The sequence below is a fragment of the Polaribacter sp. Asnod6-C07 genome, from assembly GCF_045063625.1.
Classification (GTDB): domain Bacteria; phylum Bacteroidota; class Bacteroidia; order Flavobacteriales; family Flavobacteriaceae; genus Polaribacter; species Polaribacter vadi_A.
The window spans coordinates 1,816,888-1,834,940 of sequence record NZ_JBEFOF010000005.1; the positions used below are offsets into that span (position 1 = coordinate 1,816,888).

General features: G+C 29.1%; 16 protein-coding genes. 8 read left to right on the forward strand and 8 right to left on the reverse strand.

Features of this window, described 5'->3' with window-relative positions; genetic code table 11:
* Nucleotides 1-236 precede the first annotated feature (236 nt).
* Nucleotides 237-1,220 (forward strand): type IX secretion system membrane protein PorP/SprF, encoded by a 984-nt coding sequence (locus ACJJVK_RS07670; protein WP_405564834.1) that lies wholly within the window; start codon nucleotides 237-239, stop codon nucleotides 1,218-1,220.
* Here the strand turns inward: ACJJVK_RS07670 and murI are convergent.
* The 8 genes from murI to ACJJVK_RS07710 form a co-directional block, all read right to left on the reverse strand.
* Nucleotides 1,217-2,008 carry a glutamate racemase gene (gene murI, locus ACJJVK_RS07675; RefSeq protein WP_405564837.1) on the reverse strand — a complete coding sequence of 264 codons (792 nt, stop codon included), beginning with the start codon at nucleotides 2,006-2,008 and terminating at the stop codon, nucleotides 1,217-1,219. The two genes, ACJJVK_RS07670 and murI, sit on opposite strands and share 4 nt — an antisense overlap.
* A 67-nt stretch (nucleotides 2,009-2,075) precedes the next feature.
* Nucleotides 2,076-2,582, reverse strand: coding sequence for an OmpH family outer membrane protein (locus ACJJVK_RS07680; protein ID WP_215993712.1), 507 nt, complete (start codon nucleotides 2,580-2,582; stop codon nucleotides 2,076-2,078).
* A 37-nt stretch (nucleotides 2,583-2,619) separates the two neighbouring features.
* Nucleotides 2,620-3,438, reverse strand: a complete 819-nt coding sequence (locus ACJJVK_RS07685) for an OmpH family outer membrane protein (protein WP_405564840.1) — start codon at nucleotides 3,436-3,438, stop codon at nucleotides 2,620-2,622.
* 65 nt (nucleotides 3,439-3,503) lie between these two features.
* A complete protein-coding gene (bamA, locus tag ACJJVK_RS07690; RefSeq protein WP_215993710.1) occupies nucleotides 3,504-6,041 on the reverse strand; it encodes an outer membrane protein assembly factor BamA in 2,538 nt (845 codons plus the stop codon).
* The gene (locus ACJJVK_RS07695) at nucleotides 6,010-6,753 is read right to left on the reverse strand and encodes an isoprenyl transferase (RefSeq protein WP_215993709.1); all 744 of its coding nucleotides are present in this window, start codon (nucleotides 6,751-6,753) and stop codon (nucleotides 6,010-6,012) included. The genes bamA and ACJJVK_RS07695 overlap by 32 nt, the downstream gene beginning before the upstream one ends.
* 3 nt (nucleotides 6,754-6,756) lie before the next feature.
* Complete coding sequence (locus tag ACJJVK_RS07700; RefSeq protein WP_405564844.1) at nucleotides 6,757-7,434, reverse strand: DUF6089 family protein; 678 nt, start codon at nucleotides 7,432-7,434, stop codon at nucleotides 6,757-6,759.
* 106 nt (nucleotides 7,435-7,540) lie between these two features.
* A complete protein-coding gene (locus ACJJVK_RS07705; protein ID WP_405564847.1) occupies nucleotides 7,541-8,440 on the reverse strand; it encodes an NAD kinase in 900 nt (299 codons plus the stop codon).
* A gap of 62 nt (nucleotides 8,441-8,502) precedes the next feature.
* Nucleotides 8,503-9,162, reverse strand: a complete 660-nt coding sequence (locus ACJJVK_RS07710; protein ID WP_405564849.1) for a CBS domain-containing protein — start codon at nucleotides 9,160-9,162, stop codon at nucleotides 8,503-8,505.
* 60 nt (nucleotides 9,163-9,222) lie between these two features.
* Between ACJJVK_RS07710 and ACJJVK_RS07715 the strand changes: the two genes are divergently transcribed.
* From ACJJVK_RS07715 to ACJJVK_RS07745, 7 genes are all read left to right on the forward strand, one after another.
* A complete protein-coding gene (locus ACJJVK_RS07715) occupies nucleotides 9,223-9,936 on the forward strand; it encodes a pyridoxine 5'-phosphate synthase (protein ID WP_405564851.1) in 714 nt (237 codons plus the stop codon).
* Nucleotides 9,937-9,981: 45 nt separating this feature from the next.
* Nucleotides 9,982-10,731, forward strand: a complete 750-nt coding sequence (locus tag ACJJVK_RS07720; RefSeq protein WP_405564854.1) for a queuosine precursor transporter — start codon at nucleotides 9,982-9,984, stop codon at nucleotides 10,729-10,731.
* A 62-nt stretch (nucleotides 10,732-10,793) separates the two neighbouring features.
* The gene (locus ACJJVK_RS07725; protein WP_405564856.1) at nucleotides 10,794-11,504 is read left to right on the forward strand and encodes a DUF547 domain-containing protein; all 711 of its coding nucleotides are present in this window, start codon (nucleotides 10,794-10,796) and stop codon (nucleotides 11,502-11,504) included.
* A 71-nt stretch (nucleotides 11,505-11,575) separates the two neighbouring features.
* The gene (locus ACJJVK_RS07730; RefSeq protein WP_215993702.1) at nucleotides 11,576-11,911 is read left to right on the forward strand and encodes an arsenosugar biosynthesis-associated peroxidase-like protein; all 336 of its coding nucleotides are present in this window, start codon (nucleotides 11,576-11,578) and stop codon (nucleotides 11,909-11,911) included.
* A 219-nt stretch (nucleotides 11,912-12,130) separates the two neighbouring features.
* Nucleotides 12,131-13,186 carry an arsenosugar biosynthesis radical SAM (seleno)protein ArsS gene (arsS, locus tag ACJJVK_RS07735; protein ID WP_405564859.1) on the forward strand — a complete coding sequence of 352 codons (1,056 nt, stop codon included), beginning with the start codon at nucleotides 12,131-12,133 and terminating at the stop codon, nucleotides 13,184-13,186.
* Between the two features lie 197 nt (nucleotides 13,187-13,383).
* A complete protein-coding gene (locus tag ACJJVK_RS07740) occupies nucleotides 13,384-16,578 on the forward strand; it encodes a SusC/RagA family TonB-linked outer membrane protein (RefSeq protein ID WP_405564860.1) in 3,195 nt (1,064 codons plus the stop codon).
* A gap of 38 nt (nucleotides 16,579-16,616) precedes the next feature.
* Complete coding sequence (locus ACJJVK_RS07745) at nucleotides 16,617-18,053, forward strand: SusD/RagB family nutrient-binding outer membrane lipoprotein (protein ID WP_405564864.1); 1,437 nt, start codon at nucleotides 16,617-16,619, stop codon at nucleotides 18,051-18,053.

Sequence of the window (18,053 nt, forward strand, 5' to 3'; positions counted from 1 at the left end):
CATATAATATAATAGCCGAGCAAATTGCTCGGCTTTTTTTGTGCTAAATAATACTTTTAAAATAGGGTTTAGGTTTAATTGATTTTTTAGGATTCTTATAATTATGAACCAAAAACTTAAGATATTAATAAATTATAATTTATTATGGTTTTTATATGTGTTAAAACTATAAGTTTAAAACTATTATTTCTTTTAAATTGAATATATTTGGTAGCTTTAAATAAATAAATTTTTTAATGAAGTTGCTAAATAATGTTTTCCCTTTCTTATTTCTATTTCTTTTATCATTAAAAAGTAATTCTCAAGAGACATTACCTATTTATCAAGATTATCTTTCAGATAATGTTTATTTAGTGCATCCTTCTGCAGCAGGTATTGGTAACTCTAGTAAATTAAGATTTACAGCAAGACAACAATGGGCAGGTATACCTAATGCACCAGCTCTACAAACTATGAGTTTTCACTCTAAATTTAACGAGTATTCTAATGCAGGTTATGGTTTTGTGTTGTTTAATGATAAAAACGGATTTCATTCACAAAAAGGAATTCAAGGAGCTTATTCTTATCATTTACCTATGAGTAATGGAAAAGTGTTTAATCAGCTTTCTTTTGGTTTAGCTTTTAGTTTTGTTCAAAACCAATCAGACCAAACTAGTTTTACAGGAGATCCAACAATTTCTAGAGTAGTAGAAAGTACCAGTTATTATAATGCAGATTTTGGAGTTGCTTATCATTTAGGTGGTTTTTCATCTTATTTTACCGTTAAAAACTTATTGCTAACAGCAAAAAACAATTTAAATATTCAAGAGCCTTTAGATTTAAGAAATTACATTTTATCTGCAGGTTATTATTTTGGCGAAGATCTTTTTGTGCACTTTGAGCCTTCTGTAATGTTACAGTTTAGAGAAAGTACTGGAGAACGAATAGCCGACTTTAACCTTAAGGCTTATAAAACATTTTCTAAAACTCAATTTTGGGCTGCATTATCTTATAGAAGAAGCTTTGATGCTAATGCAATAGAAAATGCTCAATTTATATCACCAATTGTTGGTGTTAACTATCAAAATTTAATGTTTTCTTATACTTATACAAATCAGATGAATGATACAGTTTTAACTACATCAGGATTTCATCAAATTTCTTTAGGGATAAATTTATGGACACAAGAGCCAAGAGCTGCTGCATGTCCTAATATTAATTCAGTTTTCGGAGGGTTTTAAAAATCTTTTTTATCAATCTTAATATTTTCTTTTTTAGATAAAATCATTTCTAAAACTTTTTTATTTTTATTAATGTAAAATTGATAATCACCTGTTTTATCATCTGTATTTAAAAGTTGATGTTTTTCTAAAATTGCCTTTGTTTGTTTAGCTACAGCTTGGCCAGAATCTATTATTTCTATTTCATTACCAATAATTTCTTTAATTTTAGGAATTAAATATGGGTAATGTGTACAACCTAAAACTAAGCAATCTACATTTTCTAATAACATCGGTTTTAAATACACAGAAAGTAATTTAGTCATTTCAGAAGAATTTATTTTACCTTCTTCTATCAATTCAACTAAACCTTTTCCAATAGTTTCTTTTATGTTTATTTCTTTATTGATGTTACGTGAAGTATTTTCGAATAACTTACTATTTAAGGTGCCTTTTGTAGCTAAAATACCAATGGTATTTGTTTTGGTTTTTAATGAAGCTGGTTTAATTGCAGGTTCTATACCAATAAATGGGATGTTAAAATAACCTCTTAAAACTTTAATAGCATTAGTAGTTGCAGTGTTACAGGCAACAACTATTATCTTGCAATTGGCATCAATTAAGAACTGTGTATTTTTAATTGATAGATCTATAATTTCTTGTTTACTTTTTTGACCATAAGGTGCGTTTTTACTATCAGAAAGATAAATAGTATTTTCTTTTGGTAAGAGTGTTGTTATCTCTTTCCAGATAGAGGTGCCACCTATACCAGAATCGAAAACTCCAATTGGGTAATTATTTGATTTCATATTACTGTAAAAATAAAAAAACCTACTTTATAAAAAGTAGGTTTTTAAATATGTTTTAAGGTCTTAATTAGAATCCTAACTTAGCTTTTACAGCTGCATAAAGATCTTCTCCTTTTTTTACTAATAAACCTTTACCCATAGTAGCATCTAAGACATAAACAATGCCTTTACTTGCAGCAACATCACTAATTGCTTTTTGCGCTTTTTCGATAATTGGATTTAAACCTTCAGCTTTTTTCTTCTGCATTTCTTGATAAGCTGTTTGTCTTAACTGCTCATATCTTGCATTATCATCTTGAACTTCTTTCGCTCTAATTTCGTTAATTTCTTTAGTTTGCGTGTTTTGTTCTGCAGTATATTTTTTCATCTTAGCATCTAACTTCTTAGCCATACTTTCAACTTCATCTTGATAAGTTTTACCTAGCTTTTCCATATCTACTCCAAGTTGTTTAGTTTCAGGCATATCTGCAACTAACTTTTCAAAGTCAATGTGCCCCATCTTTTGTGCATTTGCAACACCACCTAATCCTAACGTAAATACAGCAATTAATAGTAACGATTTTAAATTTTTCATTCTTGTTTTAATTTAATTATTATTCTTGTCTTTTTGTTTAATTATTATTTTCTTCTTCTTCTTTCGCTTTTTGCTCTTCTTCTTTCTTTTTTCTAGCAGCTTCTTTTTTCTCTCTTAATAATTTTCTTTTTGCTTCTCTTTGTTCTTGTAAAGCTTTTCTTTTTTCTGCTATCTCTAATTTTTTAGCTTCTTTTTCTGCATTTTTCTTAGCTAAAGCAGCTTCTTTATCGGTTTGTGCTTGTTCCTTTTTTGCAAGAATTTCTTTTTGTGAATTTGTTAATTCTTTACTTTTCGGAGCCGATTTTTTTCTTCTTTCTTCCTTTTTTTGGTCAGATAATCTTGTTCTGTCTATGGTAGATAAAACAAGGTCGCTAATATCGTATTTTTTATTTGAATATAGCATAACCAAATCAGTAGATTTTTCGAAAACAAAATCATATTTTTTTCTTTTAGCAATACTTTGTATGGCATTGTAAACTTGGTCTTGTATTGGTTTTACCAATTGTTTTCTTACCAAAAACATATCGCCTTTAGGCCCAAAATATAAAGATTCTAATCTTCTTAACTCTTCTTGTTTAATTGTAATTTCTTCTTCTTTTTCTTCAATTAAATCTTTTGTTAAGATGGCTTTCTCATTTGCTAAATCAGTTTTTAACACTTCTATATGGCGTGCTTGTGTATCTAACTTTTTTCTCCATTTAGAAATTTTAGCATCTAATGTATTTTGAGCTTGTATATATTCTGGAACATTTTCTAGAATGTATTCCATGTCTATATAAGCAATCATTTGATTTCTTTGCGACCAGAAACTTGTAACACTAAATAAAAGAACGACTAATAAAAATATTTTTTTCATTTGTATATTGTATTTAGAAAAAACCGTGCCAAAAAAACTTTGGACATTACAAATGTACAGTTTTCCTAGAATTGTCTTCCGATAATAAAATGTGTTTGCCAACCAGATTTTTCAATTTGCCCTGGTAAAGGATCAAATCCATGAGCAAAGTCAATACCTAATAAACCAAATGCTGGCATAAAGATTCTAACTCCAACTCCTGCTGAACGTTTTAATTCAAACGGATTAAATGTCTCAAAATTGTCATAAGAATTACCTGCTTCTAAAAATCCTAAGGTATAAATAGATGCAGAAGGCGAATCTGTAATAGAATACCTTAATTCCATTTGAAATTTATTATAAATTGTACCACCTTCAGCAGAAGATAATTGGTTGTTTTCATAACCTCTTAATCCAATTGTTTCTCTACCATCTAATTGAAATTGTGCAATACCATCTCCACCTACAAAGTATCTTTCAAATGGGTTTTGACCTAATTCAGAATTATAATAACCTAAATAACCCATTTCTGCATTGGTCATTAATACTAATTTATCAGTAAAAGAAGTATACCATTTACCTTTTGCAGTAATTTTATAATATTCTAACCATTTGTATTTTTCTGCTGGTTCTAATTCTGAATAATCCTTACCATTAATTAAAGAATAAGGTATTGTTGCTTTAACTCCTAAAGAGAATTCAGATCCGTAAGTAGGGAAAATTAAACTTGGTCCTGCAGAATTTCTACTAAGTGTTGCATTATATGCTAAATTATTTAAAGTACCATTACTTAAAACATCTGTACCAACTCTAAAACCATAATTATTTAAATTAAAGCTTTGGTAGCTAATAGTTTGTGATAGTTGAAAATAATCATCTGGCCATTTTAAACGTTGTCCTAAACCTAAAGATGCACCAACTATACCTAAACTTTGACTTTTATCTACAACACCTGTTGTAAAATCATATTGATATTGATTTGATGAATAAATAGAAAAAGATAATGATTGTGGTTTTTTACCACCTAACCATGGTTCTGTAAAAGAAAAACTATACGTATTATAAGTTCTACTAGTTTGTAATCTTAATGCTAAAGATTGCCCATCTCCCATAGGTAAAGGTTTGTAGGCTTCTTTATTAAAGATGTTTTTAATAGAAAAGTTGTTAAAAGATAAACCTAAAGTACCTATAAAAGAGCCACCACCATAACCACCTTGTAGTTCTATTTGGCTTCCTCCTTTTTCTACAACATTAAAATTGATGTCTGTAGTTTTATTTTGATAATCAGGATTTACGTCTGGAGTTACATTTTGATCAAAGAAACCTAATTGCCCAATTTCTCTAATAGATCTTATAATGTTTGTTCTACTAAATAAATCGCCTGGTTTAACACGTAATTCTCTAAAAATAACGTGGTCGTTTGTTTTGTCATTACCAGAAACTGTTACTTTTTTAATTCTTGCTTTTTCGTCTTCACGAATTCTAATTTCTACAGTAATCGAATCGTTTTCTACTTTTGTTTCTACTGCATTTACTTGAGAGAATAAGAATCCATTATCTTGATAAAGGGTAGATAAATCATCAGAAGTTGGTGAGTCATCACCTTTTACTCTTTCTTTAAGTACTGCTCCATTATAAACATCACCTTTTTCAATCCTTAAAACTTGGTGTAATTGTTCATCTGTATATTCTTTGTTACCAACAAATAAAATATCTGCAAATCTATATTGTCTACCTTCTTCAATATCTATATTTATATTGATGGTGTTATCATCGTTCCAAGAAATTCCTTCACTTAAAATACGTGCATCTCTATAACCAATTCTGCTATATTTATCTAAAATACTTTCTAAATCTGCTTGGTAATCTTCTTCAATATATTTTGATGATTTCCAAAAACGACCAATCATTTTTTCTTTGGTGTTTTTCATTGCTTTACGAAGACTCTTGTTAGAAAGTGCTTCGTTACCATTAAAAAAGATGTATTTTATTTTAATTTTAGAACCTTTATCAATAAAAACATTCATGTTAACAGCATTCATATCTGAAGTGTCTTTTTTAATGTCTAAATTAACTTTGGTTTTTAAGAAACCTTTGTCTGTATATTTTTTAGTGAAGTAGTTTTTTGTAGTTACAATTAAGTTGTCTGTAACCATAGCTCCAGTTTTTAACTCAGCTTCTTTTTTAAGTTCTTTGGCTTTAGATTTTTTTATACCAGTAATCTGAATTTCATTTAATTGTGGTAATTCTTGTACATCAAATTGAAGATATACAGTGTTGCCATCTAACTTTGCTAAATAAACATCTACGTTACTAAACTGTTTACTTTCGTATAATTTTTTAATAGCACTTGTTAGTTTATCACCAGGTAATTTTATGGCTTGTCCGTTTCTTAAACCTGTAAATACTTTTACGGTTTCTTCACTAAACTTTTTTAAACCTGTAACAGAAATGCCACCTAAAATATATTCTTTACCTTTTTCGAAAGAAAGGTTATTAGAAATTGTGTCTTTTTTTGTTTGTGCGTTGGCACTAAAAGTAAAAAATAGTGCAAATAGCACTAATGCAACAGAATTTAAATTGATAGTAACCTTATTCTGTAATTTGTTCGCTTGTTTTTCCAAATCGTCTTTCTCTATTCTGATAATCTATGATGGCATCATAGAAATGTTCTTGTCTAAAATCTGGCCAAAGTACATCTGTGAAATATAGTTCAGCATACGCTAACTGCCATAATAAGAAATTACTAATGCGTTGTTCTCCACTAGTCCTTATCATTAAATCAACGTCGGGCAAATTAAATGTATATAAATGGTTATTTATAGTATTTTCATTTATTTTTTCTAAATCAAGTTCTTTATTAACAACTTTTTTAGATATGTTTTTGATTGCGTTAACAATTTCTTCCCTTGAGCCATAGCTTAAAGCGAAGGTTAATACAATATCTGTGTTATTTTTTGTTTCAGAAATTACTTCATTTAAAACTTTTTGAGCTTTTGTTGGTAGTGTTTCTATAGAGCCAATTGAGTTTACTTTTACTCCTTGCTTCATAAACTCTGGCAACTCTTTTTTTAATGAATTTATCAATAAACTCATTAAAGCATCGACTTCTAATTTTGGTCTGTTCCAGTTTTCTGTAGAAAAAGCATATAAAGTTATTGCTTCTACATTTACTTGAGAGGCTGCTTTTACAGATTCTCTAACAGCAGTTAAGGCATTTCTGTGACCAAAAATCCTATTCATACCTTTACCTTTTGCCCAACGTCCATTACCATCCATAATAATGGCAACGTGTCTTGGTGTTTTTTGCAAATCGATGAGTAGTTTTTTGTCCATATATTAAAATCCTGTGGTGTAACAAGGTGGTCTACCAAAAGTATAAATTATTGAAACACCTGTAAACATGTACCAATCTTTACCTGTGCCACCAAAATTTAATCTTTCTACAGTTTCTGTATTAAAATCTAAATCGTCTGCAAAAGAATATCTAAATTTTGTTTCTACAGCAAATGCTAAAGAACCTATTAATTTAGATTTAAAACCAACACCAAAAGGTACTGTAACTCCATTTTTAGAGTTATATACAAATTCTTCTGGTTGGGTTTCTTCAACAATGTATTTATAATTAAAAACTGCCAAATCTATGGTAATGTAAGGTGTCCATGTTTTACCTGGTGTAGATACATCATATTCATAAAAATTGTATTCAAAACCTACTGCCAATTCATTAATTGTATTAGAGAATGTTAAGCCTCTACTTATTTTGTAATCTGTATCTGCTTCAAGATCACTTGCAGATATAGGTAAATAACTGTAAGTTGCTCTTAAAGCAATTCTAGGATTCCAGTTGTATTTAAAAAATACTGAACCAGCAATGTTGTTAGGGTAAATGTAATTGGTTCTACCAATATCACCAACGTAATTAGATCCACCAACAAAGATTCCTGCCTCATATACCTGTCCTAATAAAATATTAGAAAAGCTAACAAAAATTATTAATAATATACTTTTTTTCATCCTAAAAAATAGCGAGCAAATATAGGTATTTCAATTTGCTTTATAAAGTTAATATTCAGTCTTTTTTGAATAACTGTTATTTTGACTTTTTATTGTAAAGTGTTGGTTAAAGATTGGTCTCATTTCTAGTATCTTCTCCCCATAATAATTTACTACGTAAAGTTCTTAAAAATGATTGATTGTTTGGTATAATACTTTTTACTGTAAATGTAGCTTTGTTTATTGAAACTTCTGTATTCTTAGGTATTGTTGTAATTCTAGAATCTAAAGAAATTAAAAAATCTTTTTCTCTAGAATCTATGTTTAGTTGAATGCTTGTGTTATCTGAAATAACCATTGGCCTCGAATTTAAATTATGTGGCGCAATTGGTGTGATAATTAAATTTTTAGAATCTGGAGAAATTACTGGGCCATTGCAACTTAAAGAGTAACCTGTAGAGCCAGTTGGTGTAGCTATTATTAACCCATCTGCCCAATAATTGGTTAAATATTCGTTGTTTAAACTTGTTTTAACTCCAATCATAGAAGTGGTGTTTTTTCTAGCGATTGTAACTTCGTTTAAAGCAAAATTAAGTTCGTTTAATTCCTCTGTTTTGGGTGATGTTTTAACTTCTAATAATGTTCTCTCTAAAATTGAGTATTCTCCTTTTAATATAAGGTTAATGCTCTCTTTAATTGATTTTTTATTGATGGTTGCTAAGAAACCTAATCTACCAGTATTTATGCCTAAAATTGGTATTCCTAAATCTCTTATATAGGTAACTGCTCTTAATATAGTACCATCTCCACCCAAAGTAAATAGGGTTTCGAATGTTGAGTTTAAATCGTTAAAGTGAGAAAAAGTTGGGTATTTTTTATCTAAAATATTGCCTTCTATTAATAAATCATAGAATTTTTTTTCTATATAACTCTCAATGTTATTTTCTTGAAGTACTTCTAATAAAATTTGAATTTCTTTTTCGGCTGAAATTGAATAAGATTGACCGTAAATTGCAACTTTTTTCATTTTTTTATTTGATAGCTTATTAAAATAATCAACTTATTTTTTTTAAAAGAGATCTGATATAGCTACATTTCTAAATATTTCTGTAAATATTCTGATCTATTTTTTAAATCTTCTAAATAAATATCATTTTCGTGAGTAGAAATAATTTTATAATCATAACGTCTAAAGGTTTGTATAATTTCATTAATTTCATCAGAAACTATTTTTAAAGTTATTTGCACAAAATCATTTTGTTTTTCTGATATGTATAAACCTAATAACTTACCTCCATTTGCTTCAACAATTTGCGAAATTTCTCCCATTGAATAATCTACTTCTAATTTTTCAATAATTAACGTTTCACTTTCTTCAATCATAAAAGGGCTAGTAGAAAAAACATCTAAAACATCGCATAAATCATAATAACCAATGTAGTTTTTGTCTTTATTTAAAACCGGAATTATAGTGCTATTGTTATCAGCAAAAATTTTTAACAATTCTAAAATAGTTGCTTTTTCATCAGCAAAAAAAGAAGTCATTAAATAAGAATATTCTACTAACTCTTTTTCTTTATGTTCTATAGTTTGTATGTCGTCTTCTGCAAAAGATCCCAATAATTTACCATTTTCAATAACAGGAAAATGTGTAATTGGGTAGTTTTTGAATAGCTTTTTGGCATTCTTTACAGTCGATTTTAAACTGAGAGCCTTTATTTCTTTTAATATGTAATCGTTAATATTCATTCTTTACGAATATAGGATAAAATGATTTAATAAATTATCTTTGACGCCTAATTTTAGACAATGACAAAGTTAAGTGTAAATATTAATAAAATAGCAACATTACGTAATTCTAGAGGAGGTAATGTGCCGAATTTATTAAAAGTGGCTACAGATATTGAGAATTTTGGTGCAGAAGGTATAACAATTCATCCAAGACCAGATGAAAGACATATTCGTTATCAAGATGCTAGAGATTTAAAAAAGACAGTTACCACAGAATATAATATAGAAGGTAACCCAATAAAATCTTTTATGGATTTGGTTTTAGAAGTAAAACCAACTCAAGTTACTTTAGTGCCAGATGCTGTAAATGCAATTACCTCTAATGCTGGTTGGGATACCATTAATCATCAAGCTTTTTTAAAAGAAGTTATTGCAGAATTTCAGAAAAACGGAATTAGAACTTCAATTTTTATAGACACAGATTTAAAATTGATAGAAGCTGCAGCACAAACAGGTACAGATAGAATTGAATTATACACAGAACATTTTGCTAGCGAGTTCGAAAAAGGAAATAAAGGAGCTGTAAAATCGTATACAGATGCAGCTGTTTTGGCACATCAATTAGGTTTAGGTATAAATGCTGGTCATGATTTAAGTTTAGACAATATCCAATTTTTTAAAGAGAACATTCCTAATTTAGCTGAGGTTTCTATTGGGCATGCTTTAATTGCAGAGAGTTTGTATTTAGGTTTAGAAAATGTAGTAAGTATGTATTTGCATCGTTTAAAATAAAGGATGTTTATAAACCTTATTCTTAAAAATTTGTAAATTCGCTAAATGACATCTAAAGACAAGTTACTTGCAAATAAAATTTACTTAATTCTTGCTGCCTTGTTTATAGCGTCTTTAGTAACATCTAATTTAATTTTTCAAAAATTTTTTTATTGGTATCCTTTTGATGTTACTATTTTTGGTACAAAATTATTTGAGGTTTCTGTAGGCTTATTACCTTATCCAATCACTTTTTTAATTACTGATATTTTATCAGAAATTTATGGCAAAAGAAAAGCGAATGATGTTGTTATTGCAGGTATTTTCGCTTCATTTTTCTCTTTGTTAATCATTTATATTTCCAAAGAAGTACCAGCTACAAATTGGTCGCCAGTTAATAATGGAATATTTGTAGAAGTTTTTGGTGCAGCACCATTAGCAGTTTTAGCATCAATGATGGCGTACTTATTTGCCCAATTTATAGATATTAGAGTGTATCATTTCTGGAAACAATATACAAAAGGGAAACATCTTTGGTTGCGTAATAATTTTTCTACATTTTCATCACAAATTATAGATACATTAACAGTTTTGTTACTGTTGTGTTCTTTTGGTATTATAGATTGGGGCAATTTTTTAGGTCTTTTAATAAGTGGTGTAATTTTTAAGGTGATAATTGCTTTTCTAGACACACCAATTCTTTACCTTATAGTTTATGCTTTTAGGTATCGATTTAAGCTTAAAGTAAATGAAGAAATTGATGATGCTGTTTTATTGAGTGTTGATAGTGAGGTAGATAAAATAGGTAAAGAATAAAATTGATAAAATTCTGTAATTTTTGATAAAAGTGTTCGTCTAAAAAATCAGAAATTATATAAATGAAGAAAACACTTTTTTTACTGATAGCAATTTTTACTTTTTTACAAGTAAACGCTCAAACATCAATTTTTAATAATTTATTGCAAAAACACGTTTCTGATACTGGAACAGTAGATTATAAATCTTTTAAAGCAGATGCATTAAAACTAGATGCTTATATTGGGTATTTAGAAAAAACATCTCCAGATAATTCTTGGTCAGAAAACAAACAAAAAGCCTTTTGGATTAATGCCTACAATGCTTATACAATCAAATTAATTTTAGAAAACTATCCTTTAAAATCAATAACAGACATTAAACAAAAAGGAAAAACTGCTTGGAAAATTCCTTTTGTAAAAGTAGGAGGTGAGGTTTATACTTTAGATTATATAGAGCACGAAATTTTACGTAAAAAATTATTTGACCCTAAAATACATGTTGGTGTAAATTGCGCATCTGGTTCTTGTCCTAAATTAGGTAATAAAGCGTTTACAGAACAAAATGTGGATGAAGAATTAACACAATTAATGAAAGATTTTGTGAATGATTCAACCAGAAATAAGCTGTCTAAAAAGAAAGTTCAAATTTCATCTATTTTCGATTGGTTTAAAGAAGATTTTACTAAGAGTGGTTCTGTAATAGATTATTTAAATACTTATTCTGATATAGAAATAAATTCTAAAGCTAAAATTAGTTATTTAAAATACGATTGGTCTTTAAACGGAAAATAGACAAGCCATTTTTTGGCATAAATTTTTGAAAACAATTTGTATCTTTCATCTTTTAATTATAAAACCAACATATGTCAAAGTCTTATTATGATGCAGCCGATTTAAGAAAATTCGGAAAAATAACAGAATGGAATGAAGAACTTGGTAACAAGTTTTTTGATTATTATGGTAAAGTTTTTGAAGAAGGAGCACTTACTGCTCGTGAAAAATCTTTAATTGCTTTGGCTGTGGCTCATACAGAACAATGTCCATATTGTATAGATGCTTACACAAAAGATGGTTTGCAAAGAGGAATTACAAAACCAGAAATGATGGAAGCCATTCATGTTGGTGCTGCAATTAAAAGTGGTGCAACTTTAGTACATGGAGTACAAATGATGAATAAAGTGAATAAATTAGAAATGTAAGTAGACTTTAGTTTTATTTTTTAAAGTAAAATTTTAGAGAAAGCTTATTCCGCTTTTTAGTGAAATATATAAATTAATACTCGATAATATTCCGTTAAAAAAAATAAGGTTTTAACTTATTTTAGTAAACTTAATTATAACAAACCAAACCAAGCCAAACTTTACTACGTAAATAGATTAAAGAACCCAAAAAGATACTGAAAAAAGCTAAGCATAAATATGGCTACAAAATCATTAAAAGCAAGAAATAACGATATTGCAAACACTTCTCGTCAAATGGAAATTCTTTCGAACGGAATTTTTGCTAATGGAGAATTACCAACCTTTGCTGCTAAAATAAAAGAAACAAATCAGTTTCCTTTGCGTCCTAAAAAACTAGAGATTTTACAAATCAATTTAGGTTATATGTGCAACCAAGTTTGCGAACACTGTCATGTAGATGCTGGTCCAGATCGTAAAGAAATTATGACTATAGATACCATGAAACAGTGTTTAGAGGTTATAAAAAATACTGGTGCACATACTTTAGATTTAACTGGTGGTGCTCCAGAAATGAATCCTAATTTTAGATGGTTTGTAGAAGAAGCATCAAAAGCAGGAATTAAAGATTTTATTGTACGTTCTAATTTAACAATTATTAGAGCTAATAAAAAATATTACGATTTACCAGAATTCTTTAAAAAGCATAATGTACACGTGGTTTCTTCTATGCCTCATTGGACTCGTGGAAAAACAGATAAACAAAGAGGAAGTGGGGTTTTTGATAAATCTATAAAAGCTTTACAAGAGTTAAATGCAGTAGGTTATGGTATGCCAGATTCTGATTTAAAATTAGATTTAGTGTACAATCCTTCAGGTGCATTTTTACCTGGAGATCAAATGGCTTTAGAAAACGATTTTAAAAAGGCTTTAAAAGCTGATTTTAATATTGATTTTCATAGTTTATTTGCTATTACAAACTTACCTATCAGTCGTTTTTTAGATTATTTAATTGCATCAGAAAATTATGAAGATTATATGTTTGCTTTGGTTGATGCTTACAATCCTGCAGCTGTAGAAAATGTAATGTGTACAAATACACTATCTATCAGTTGGGATGGTTGGTTGTATGATTGCGATTTTAATCAGATGCTAAATTTAAAAGTAAACTCTAAGGTAAAGCACATTTCAGAATATAATGAAGAGTTATTGCAAAATAGAAATATCATCATTAATCAACATTGTTATGGTTGTACTGCAGGTTCAGGTAGTAGTTGTCAAGGGGTTGTAGCTTAAAATTTAAAGAAACAATCCTTGTTGTTTAATTATTGTATTAGTAAAAAATAAGTGTAATTATTGTGAATAACTTATTGTATTTCTAAAAAACGCATTTTTTCAATAACATAATGCGTTTTTTAATCTATGTTTTTGTATTTTGTGCATATCTCGATTTTATCACAAAAAATTAACCAAAACAAAAAAAATCATTTTAAATGAAGCACCTTTATCTGTGGATGTTTTTACTCTTTACAAGTATTAGCATTTCACAAACTAAAATTACGGGTACAATTACCGATAAAAAAACCAAAGAAAAACTCCCTTACGTAAGTATTACCTCATCACCAAAAAACGGAACAGTTTCAGATATTAACGGATTCTACTCCTTAACTGTTCTTAAAGAAAACAAGTTTCTTACTTTCTCTTACTTGGGTTATAAAACTCAAAAAATAGCAATTAACAATCTAACAAACATCAATATTCAATTAGAAGAAGATGAAACTGGTTTAGATGAAATTGTTGTAACAGCTTTGGGTTTAAATAGAAAAACCAAAGAGTTAGGTTATGTTGTACAAGAAATAAAAGCAAAAGATGTTGCTAATGTAAAAACAGTAAATTTTTTAGATAATTTATCTGGTAAATTAGCAGGTGTAACTATATCTCAAGGAGCAACAGGTGTGGGTTCATCTTCAAAAATTACAATTCGAGGTGAGGCTTCTTTCTCTAATAATAATCCGCTTTTTGTTGTAGATGGTACACCAATAAACAATAATTCAGTATTTAATTTTACAAACGAAGCTGCTGCTGGTTTTCAAGAAATTGATTTTGGGAATGGTGCTATGGATGTAAATCCAGATGATATAGAATCTATAACTGTTTTAAAAGGGCCAAGTGCTGCAGCTTTATATGGTACACGTGCATCTAATGGAGTTATTGTTATTAATACTAAAGATGGTAGTAAGAAAAAAGGATTAGGAGTAAGTATAAATTCATCCATAACTTTTGATTCTGCTTTTCGTTTACCTGATTTTCAAAACGAATATGGCCAAGGAAATTCAGGAAATTTTGAATATGTAGATGGTTTAGGTAGTGGAGTAAATGATGTAATTACCTATTCTTGGGGGCCAAAATTAGATGCAGGTAATTTAATTCCTCAATTTGATTCTCCTGTAACTTTAGCAGATGGAACAGTAGTTAGAGGTGGAGATACTTCTTTGTATAATGGTTTGTCGATTACACCAACTTTATTTGAATCTAACCCAGATAATTTAAAAGATTTTTATCAAACAGGGGTTACAACCATTAATAATATAGCTATTAACGATAGTTTTGAAAGAGGCTCTTACAGATTGTCTATTACAGATTTAGATAGTGAGTCTATAATTCCTGGTGTAAATTTAGAACGTAAAACAGCTGCTTTAAAACTAAATTTTAATCCATCAGAAAAAACAAAAATTACAAGTTCAATAAATTATGTAAACTCAAGTTCAGATAATAGACCAGCAAATGGTTATGGTAGTGAAAACGCCAATTATTCTTTAGTAGCTTGGGGACCAAGATCGTTGAATATAGATAACTTGCGCAATTATTGGCAACCAGGTTTAGAGGGTGTACAACAATATTCATTTAACTATACTTATTTCGATAATCCGTTTTTTATTTTAAACGAAAACACAAACTCATTTAATAGAGATCGCGTTTTTGGTAACATTGCCTTACAACATTATTTTACAGATAATTTAAGTATTTCTTTACGTTCAGGGATGGATTTTTCATCAGAAAATAGAGAGTTTAAACGTAATTTTAGTAGCAATCGTTTTAAAAACGGAGCTTATGCAGAGCACGATGTTTTTTACAGAGAAATTAATACAGATTTTTTAATTAATTACAATAATAATTTTGGTGATGTTTCTTTTGATGTTTCATTTGGAGGAAATCGTTTAGACCAAAATGCATCAACCAAACAAACACAAACTACAAATTTGGCTCAGCCAGGTATTTTTAGTTTAAATAATGCAGCTTCGCCTATAGAGGTTTTTGAGTTCGAATCTAAAAAACGAATCAACTCGCTTTACGGAATTGCAAAATTAGGGTATAAAGATTATCTGTTTTTAGATATTACAGGACGTAATGATTGGTCTAGTGCTTTGGCTACACCTTTTTCTGTAGATGGCACATCATTCTTTTATCCTTCAGTATCTACTAGTTTTATTTTATCAAACTACACAGAATTGCCAGAAAATATTTCGTTTGCAAAATTAAGAGCAAGTGTTGCGCAAGTGGGTAATGATACAGATCCTTATCAAACTTCAGGCGCGTTTGTTTCTCAAACAACTTTTAATGGTCAAGCCACTTTTAGCAATCAAGATTTTATACCAAATTCAGATTTAAAACCAGAAATTATAACTTCTTATGAGTTGGGTGCAGATTTGCGTTTCTTTAAAGATCGATTAAATATCGATTTTACATATTATAATGCTACAACAAAAGACCAAATTATTTCTTTACCAATTCCAATTTCTTCAGGTTATAATCAGCAAGTAATTAATGGCGGAAAAGTAAATACAAGTGGTGTAGAAATTATTTTAGGTGGTACACCTATTAGAAATGAAAACTTTAAATGGAATACCACTATTAATTTTGCAAGTAACAAATCTGTAATTAAAGATTTACCTCAAAATGATGGTCGTTTAACTTTAGCTTATAGCAGAATATACGATAGTGCTAATCAAACAGTTTGGTTTCAAGTAGAAGAAGGAGGTCAAATAGGAGATATGTATGGAACAGGTTATGAAAAAAATGCTGATGGAGAATTTTTATTAGATGATGATGGAAGATATATTGCCAATAATGAGTTGATAAAAATTGGGAATTACAATCCAGATTTTACTTTAGGATGGAACAATTCCTTTACCTACAAAAACTGGAATGCAAGCTTTTTGTTTGATTGGAGACAAGGAGGAGAAATTGTATCTAGAACAAGAGCTTTAGGTAATGTTGGTGGTCAATTAGCAGAAACAGCCTACAGACCAGATGCAGGTATTATTGCACAAGGGGTTAATGTAAATACAGGTTTACCAAATACTGTTGCAGTAACTGCAGAAAGTTATTATAGACAGTTTTATGATAGAAATCACGAAGAAAATAATGTGTATGATGCTTCTTTTTTAAAATTACGTCAATTTTCAATTGGTTACGTTTTAGAGTTAAACGAAGGTTTTTTAGGGTTAAAAAACCCGTCTACAATGAACTTTTCTTTTATAGGTAATAACTTATTTGTAATTACAGAAAACCCGCATTTCGATCCAGAGCAAGTTGCTGTACAAGGTAATGGTTTTGTAAGCGGAGTTGAAGATATGAGTTATGCAACTAGCAGAAGTTTAGGTTTTAAAGTAGGTTTTAACTTCTAGTTTTCACTAAGGTGAAAATCGCAATAAAAAATAATACAATGAAAAAAATTATATACATATTCGCAATTTTAGCATTTATAACTACAAGTTGCACCAAAGATTTTGAAGAGATAAATACCAACCCAAATGCTCCAGTTGCTGTACAACCAAGTTTGTTATTAAGACAAGTTATTTACGATTTTGGTGAACAAATGAGTTACGAAGGTTTTGTTGCAGGAGATTTATTAGCACAACATAGAACAGCTTTAGATTTTAATTTATTTGATAGACACGATTTAAAAAGTCCACAATTAGGGGGTAATCCTTGGTCTATTTTTTACGTTAATTTACGTGATAATGAAATCATTTTAAATCAGAGTAGAGAAACAGCTGCTTATGCTGTTTACGAAGGGCCTGCTTTAATTTTAAAAGCATATATGGCTGCTGGTTTAACAGATTTATTTGGTGATGTACCTTATTTTGATGCTTTTAATGGAGTTGATGGTGCTGTTACACCAAAATACGATTTACAAGAAGACATTTATCAAAACGAAAACGGAATTTTAGATAATCTAGACAAAGGTATTGCAGCTATTAACGCTTATACAAGTTCTATTGCTTTAGAAGGTGATATTCTATTTAATGGCGATTTACAATCTTGGATTCAGTTTGCTAATTCTTTAAAAATAAAATATTTAATTCGTATTTCTGATAAGGTTGATGTTTCTGCAGAATTACAAACTTTATTTAATAATGGCAATTACATCAGCACAAATACAGAGAATGCAGTATTCGATTTTACAAATTCAGAACCTAACAGTTTTAGATTAGCGCAATTAAGAGTTGGAGATTTCAATAACTTTGTAATGTCTGAAACTATGGAAGAAATTTTGTTTGATTTAAATGACAATAGAATGTCAACATTTTTTAGAACTTTTGCTAATTCTACAGCAAATGAGTTTAATGGGTTAATTAACGGAATAAACTCATCTACAACTTCTATAGCAATAGCAGATTATTCGCTTGCGGGTACTATTTTTAGAGAAGATACATCTACTTTAGATGCTAATTTTATGACAGCTTGGGAAACCAGCTTTTTATTAGCAGAAGCAGCATTAAAAGGATATATTTCTACAGATGCAGAAACTTTGTATAATTTAGGAGTTGCACAAGCTTTTGAATATTGGAATACAGAATTACCAACAAATTATTTAAATGGTAATGCTAATTATAATGCTGGTACATCACCTTTATCGCAAATTATTACTCAAAAATGGATTGCTGCTGTAATTAATGGTTATGAAGGTTGGGTTGAGTATAGAAGAACAGGTTTTCCTGCATTAAAAGATGTTGCTGCAAGTTTAAATAACGGTTTAATTCCTGCAAGAATGCCTTATCCTGCAGAAGCAGCAACTTTAAATCAAGAGAATTATAGTGTTGCAGAAGCAGCTACAAATGGTAATAGTTTAGATGTAAAAGTTTGGTGGAATGAATAA

Coding starts and splice junctions, on each gene's coding strand:
- ACJJVK_RS07670 (WP_405564834.1), top strand. CDS start 237: ATGAAGTTGCTAAATAATGTTTTCCCTTTCTTATTTCTATTTCTTTTA.
- murI (WP_405564837.1), bottom strand. CDS start 2,008: ATGAAATCAAATAATTACCCAATTGGAGTTTTCGATTCTGGTATAGGT.
- ACJJVK_RS07680 (WP_215993712.1), bottom strand. CDS start 2,582: ATGAAAAATTTAAAATCGTTACTATTAATTGCTGTATTTACGTTAGGA.
- ACJJVK_RS07685 (WP_405564840.1), bottom strand. CDS start 3,438: ATGAAAAAAATATTTTTATTAGTCGTTCTTTTATTTAGTGTTACAAGT.
- ACJJVK_RS07695 (WP_215993709.1), bottom strand. CDS start 6,753: ATGGACAAAAAACTACTCATCGATTTGCAAAAAACACCAAGACACGTT.
- ACJJVK_RS07700 (WP_405564844.1), bottom strand. CDS start 7,434: ATGAAAAAAAGTATATTATTAATAATTTTTGTTAGCTTTTCTAATATT.
- ACJJVK_RS07705 (WP_405564847.1), bottom strand. CDS start 8,440: ATGAAAAAAGTTGCAATTTACGGTCAATCTTATTCAATTTCAGCCGAA.
- ACJJVK_RS07710 (WP_405564849.1), bottom strand. CDS start 9,162: ATGAATATTAACGATTACATATTAAAAGAAATAAAGGCTCTCAGTTTA.
- ACJJVK_RS07715 (WP_405564851.1), top strand. CDS start 9,223: ATGACAAAGTTAAGTGTAAATATTAATAAAATAGCAACATTACGTAAT.
- ACJJVK_RS07720 (WP_405564854.1), top strand. CDS start 9,982: ATGACATCTAAAGACAAGTTACTTGCAAATAAAATTTACTTAATTCTT.
- ACJJVK_RS07725 (WP_405564856.1), top strand. CDS start 10,794: ATGAAGAAAACACTTTTTTTACTGATAGCAATTTTTACTTTTTTACAA.
- ACJJVK_RS07730 (WP_215993702.1), top strand. CDS start 11,576: ATGTCAAAGTCTTATTATGATGCAGCCGATTTAAGAAAATTCGGAAAA.
- arsS (WP_405564859.1), top strand. CDS start 12,131: ATGGCTACAAAATCATTAAAAGCAAGAAATAACGATATTGCAAACACT.
- ACJJVK_RS07740 (WP_405564860.1), top strand. CDS start 13,384: ATGAAGCACCTTTATCTGTGGATGTTTTTACTCTTTACAAGTATTAGC.
- ACJJVK_RS07745 (WP_405564864.1), top strand. CDS start 16,617: ATGAAAAAAATTATATACATATTCGCAATTTTAGCATTTATAACTACA.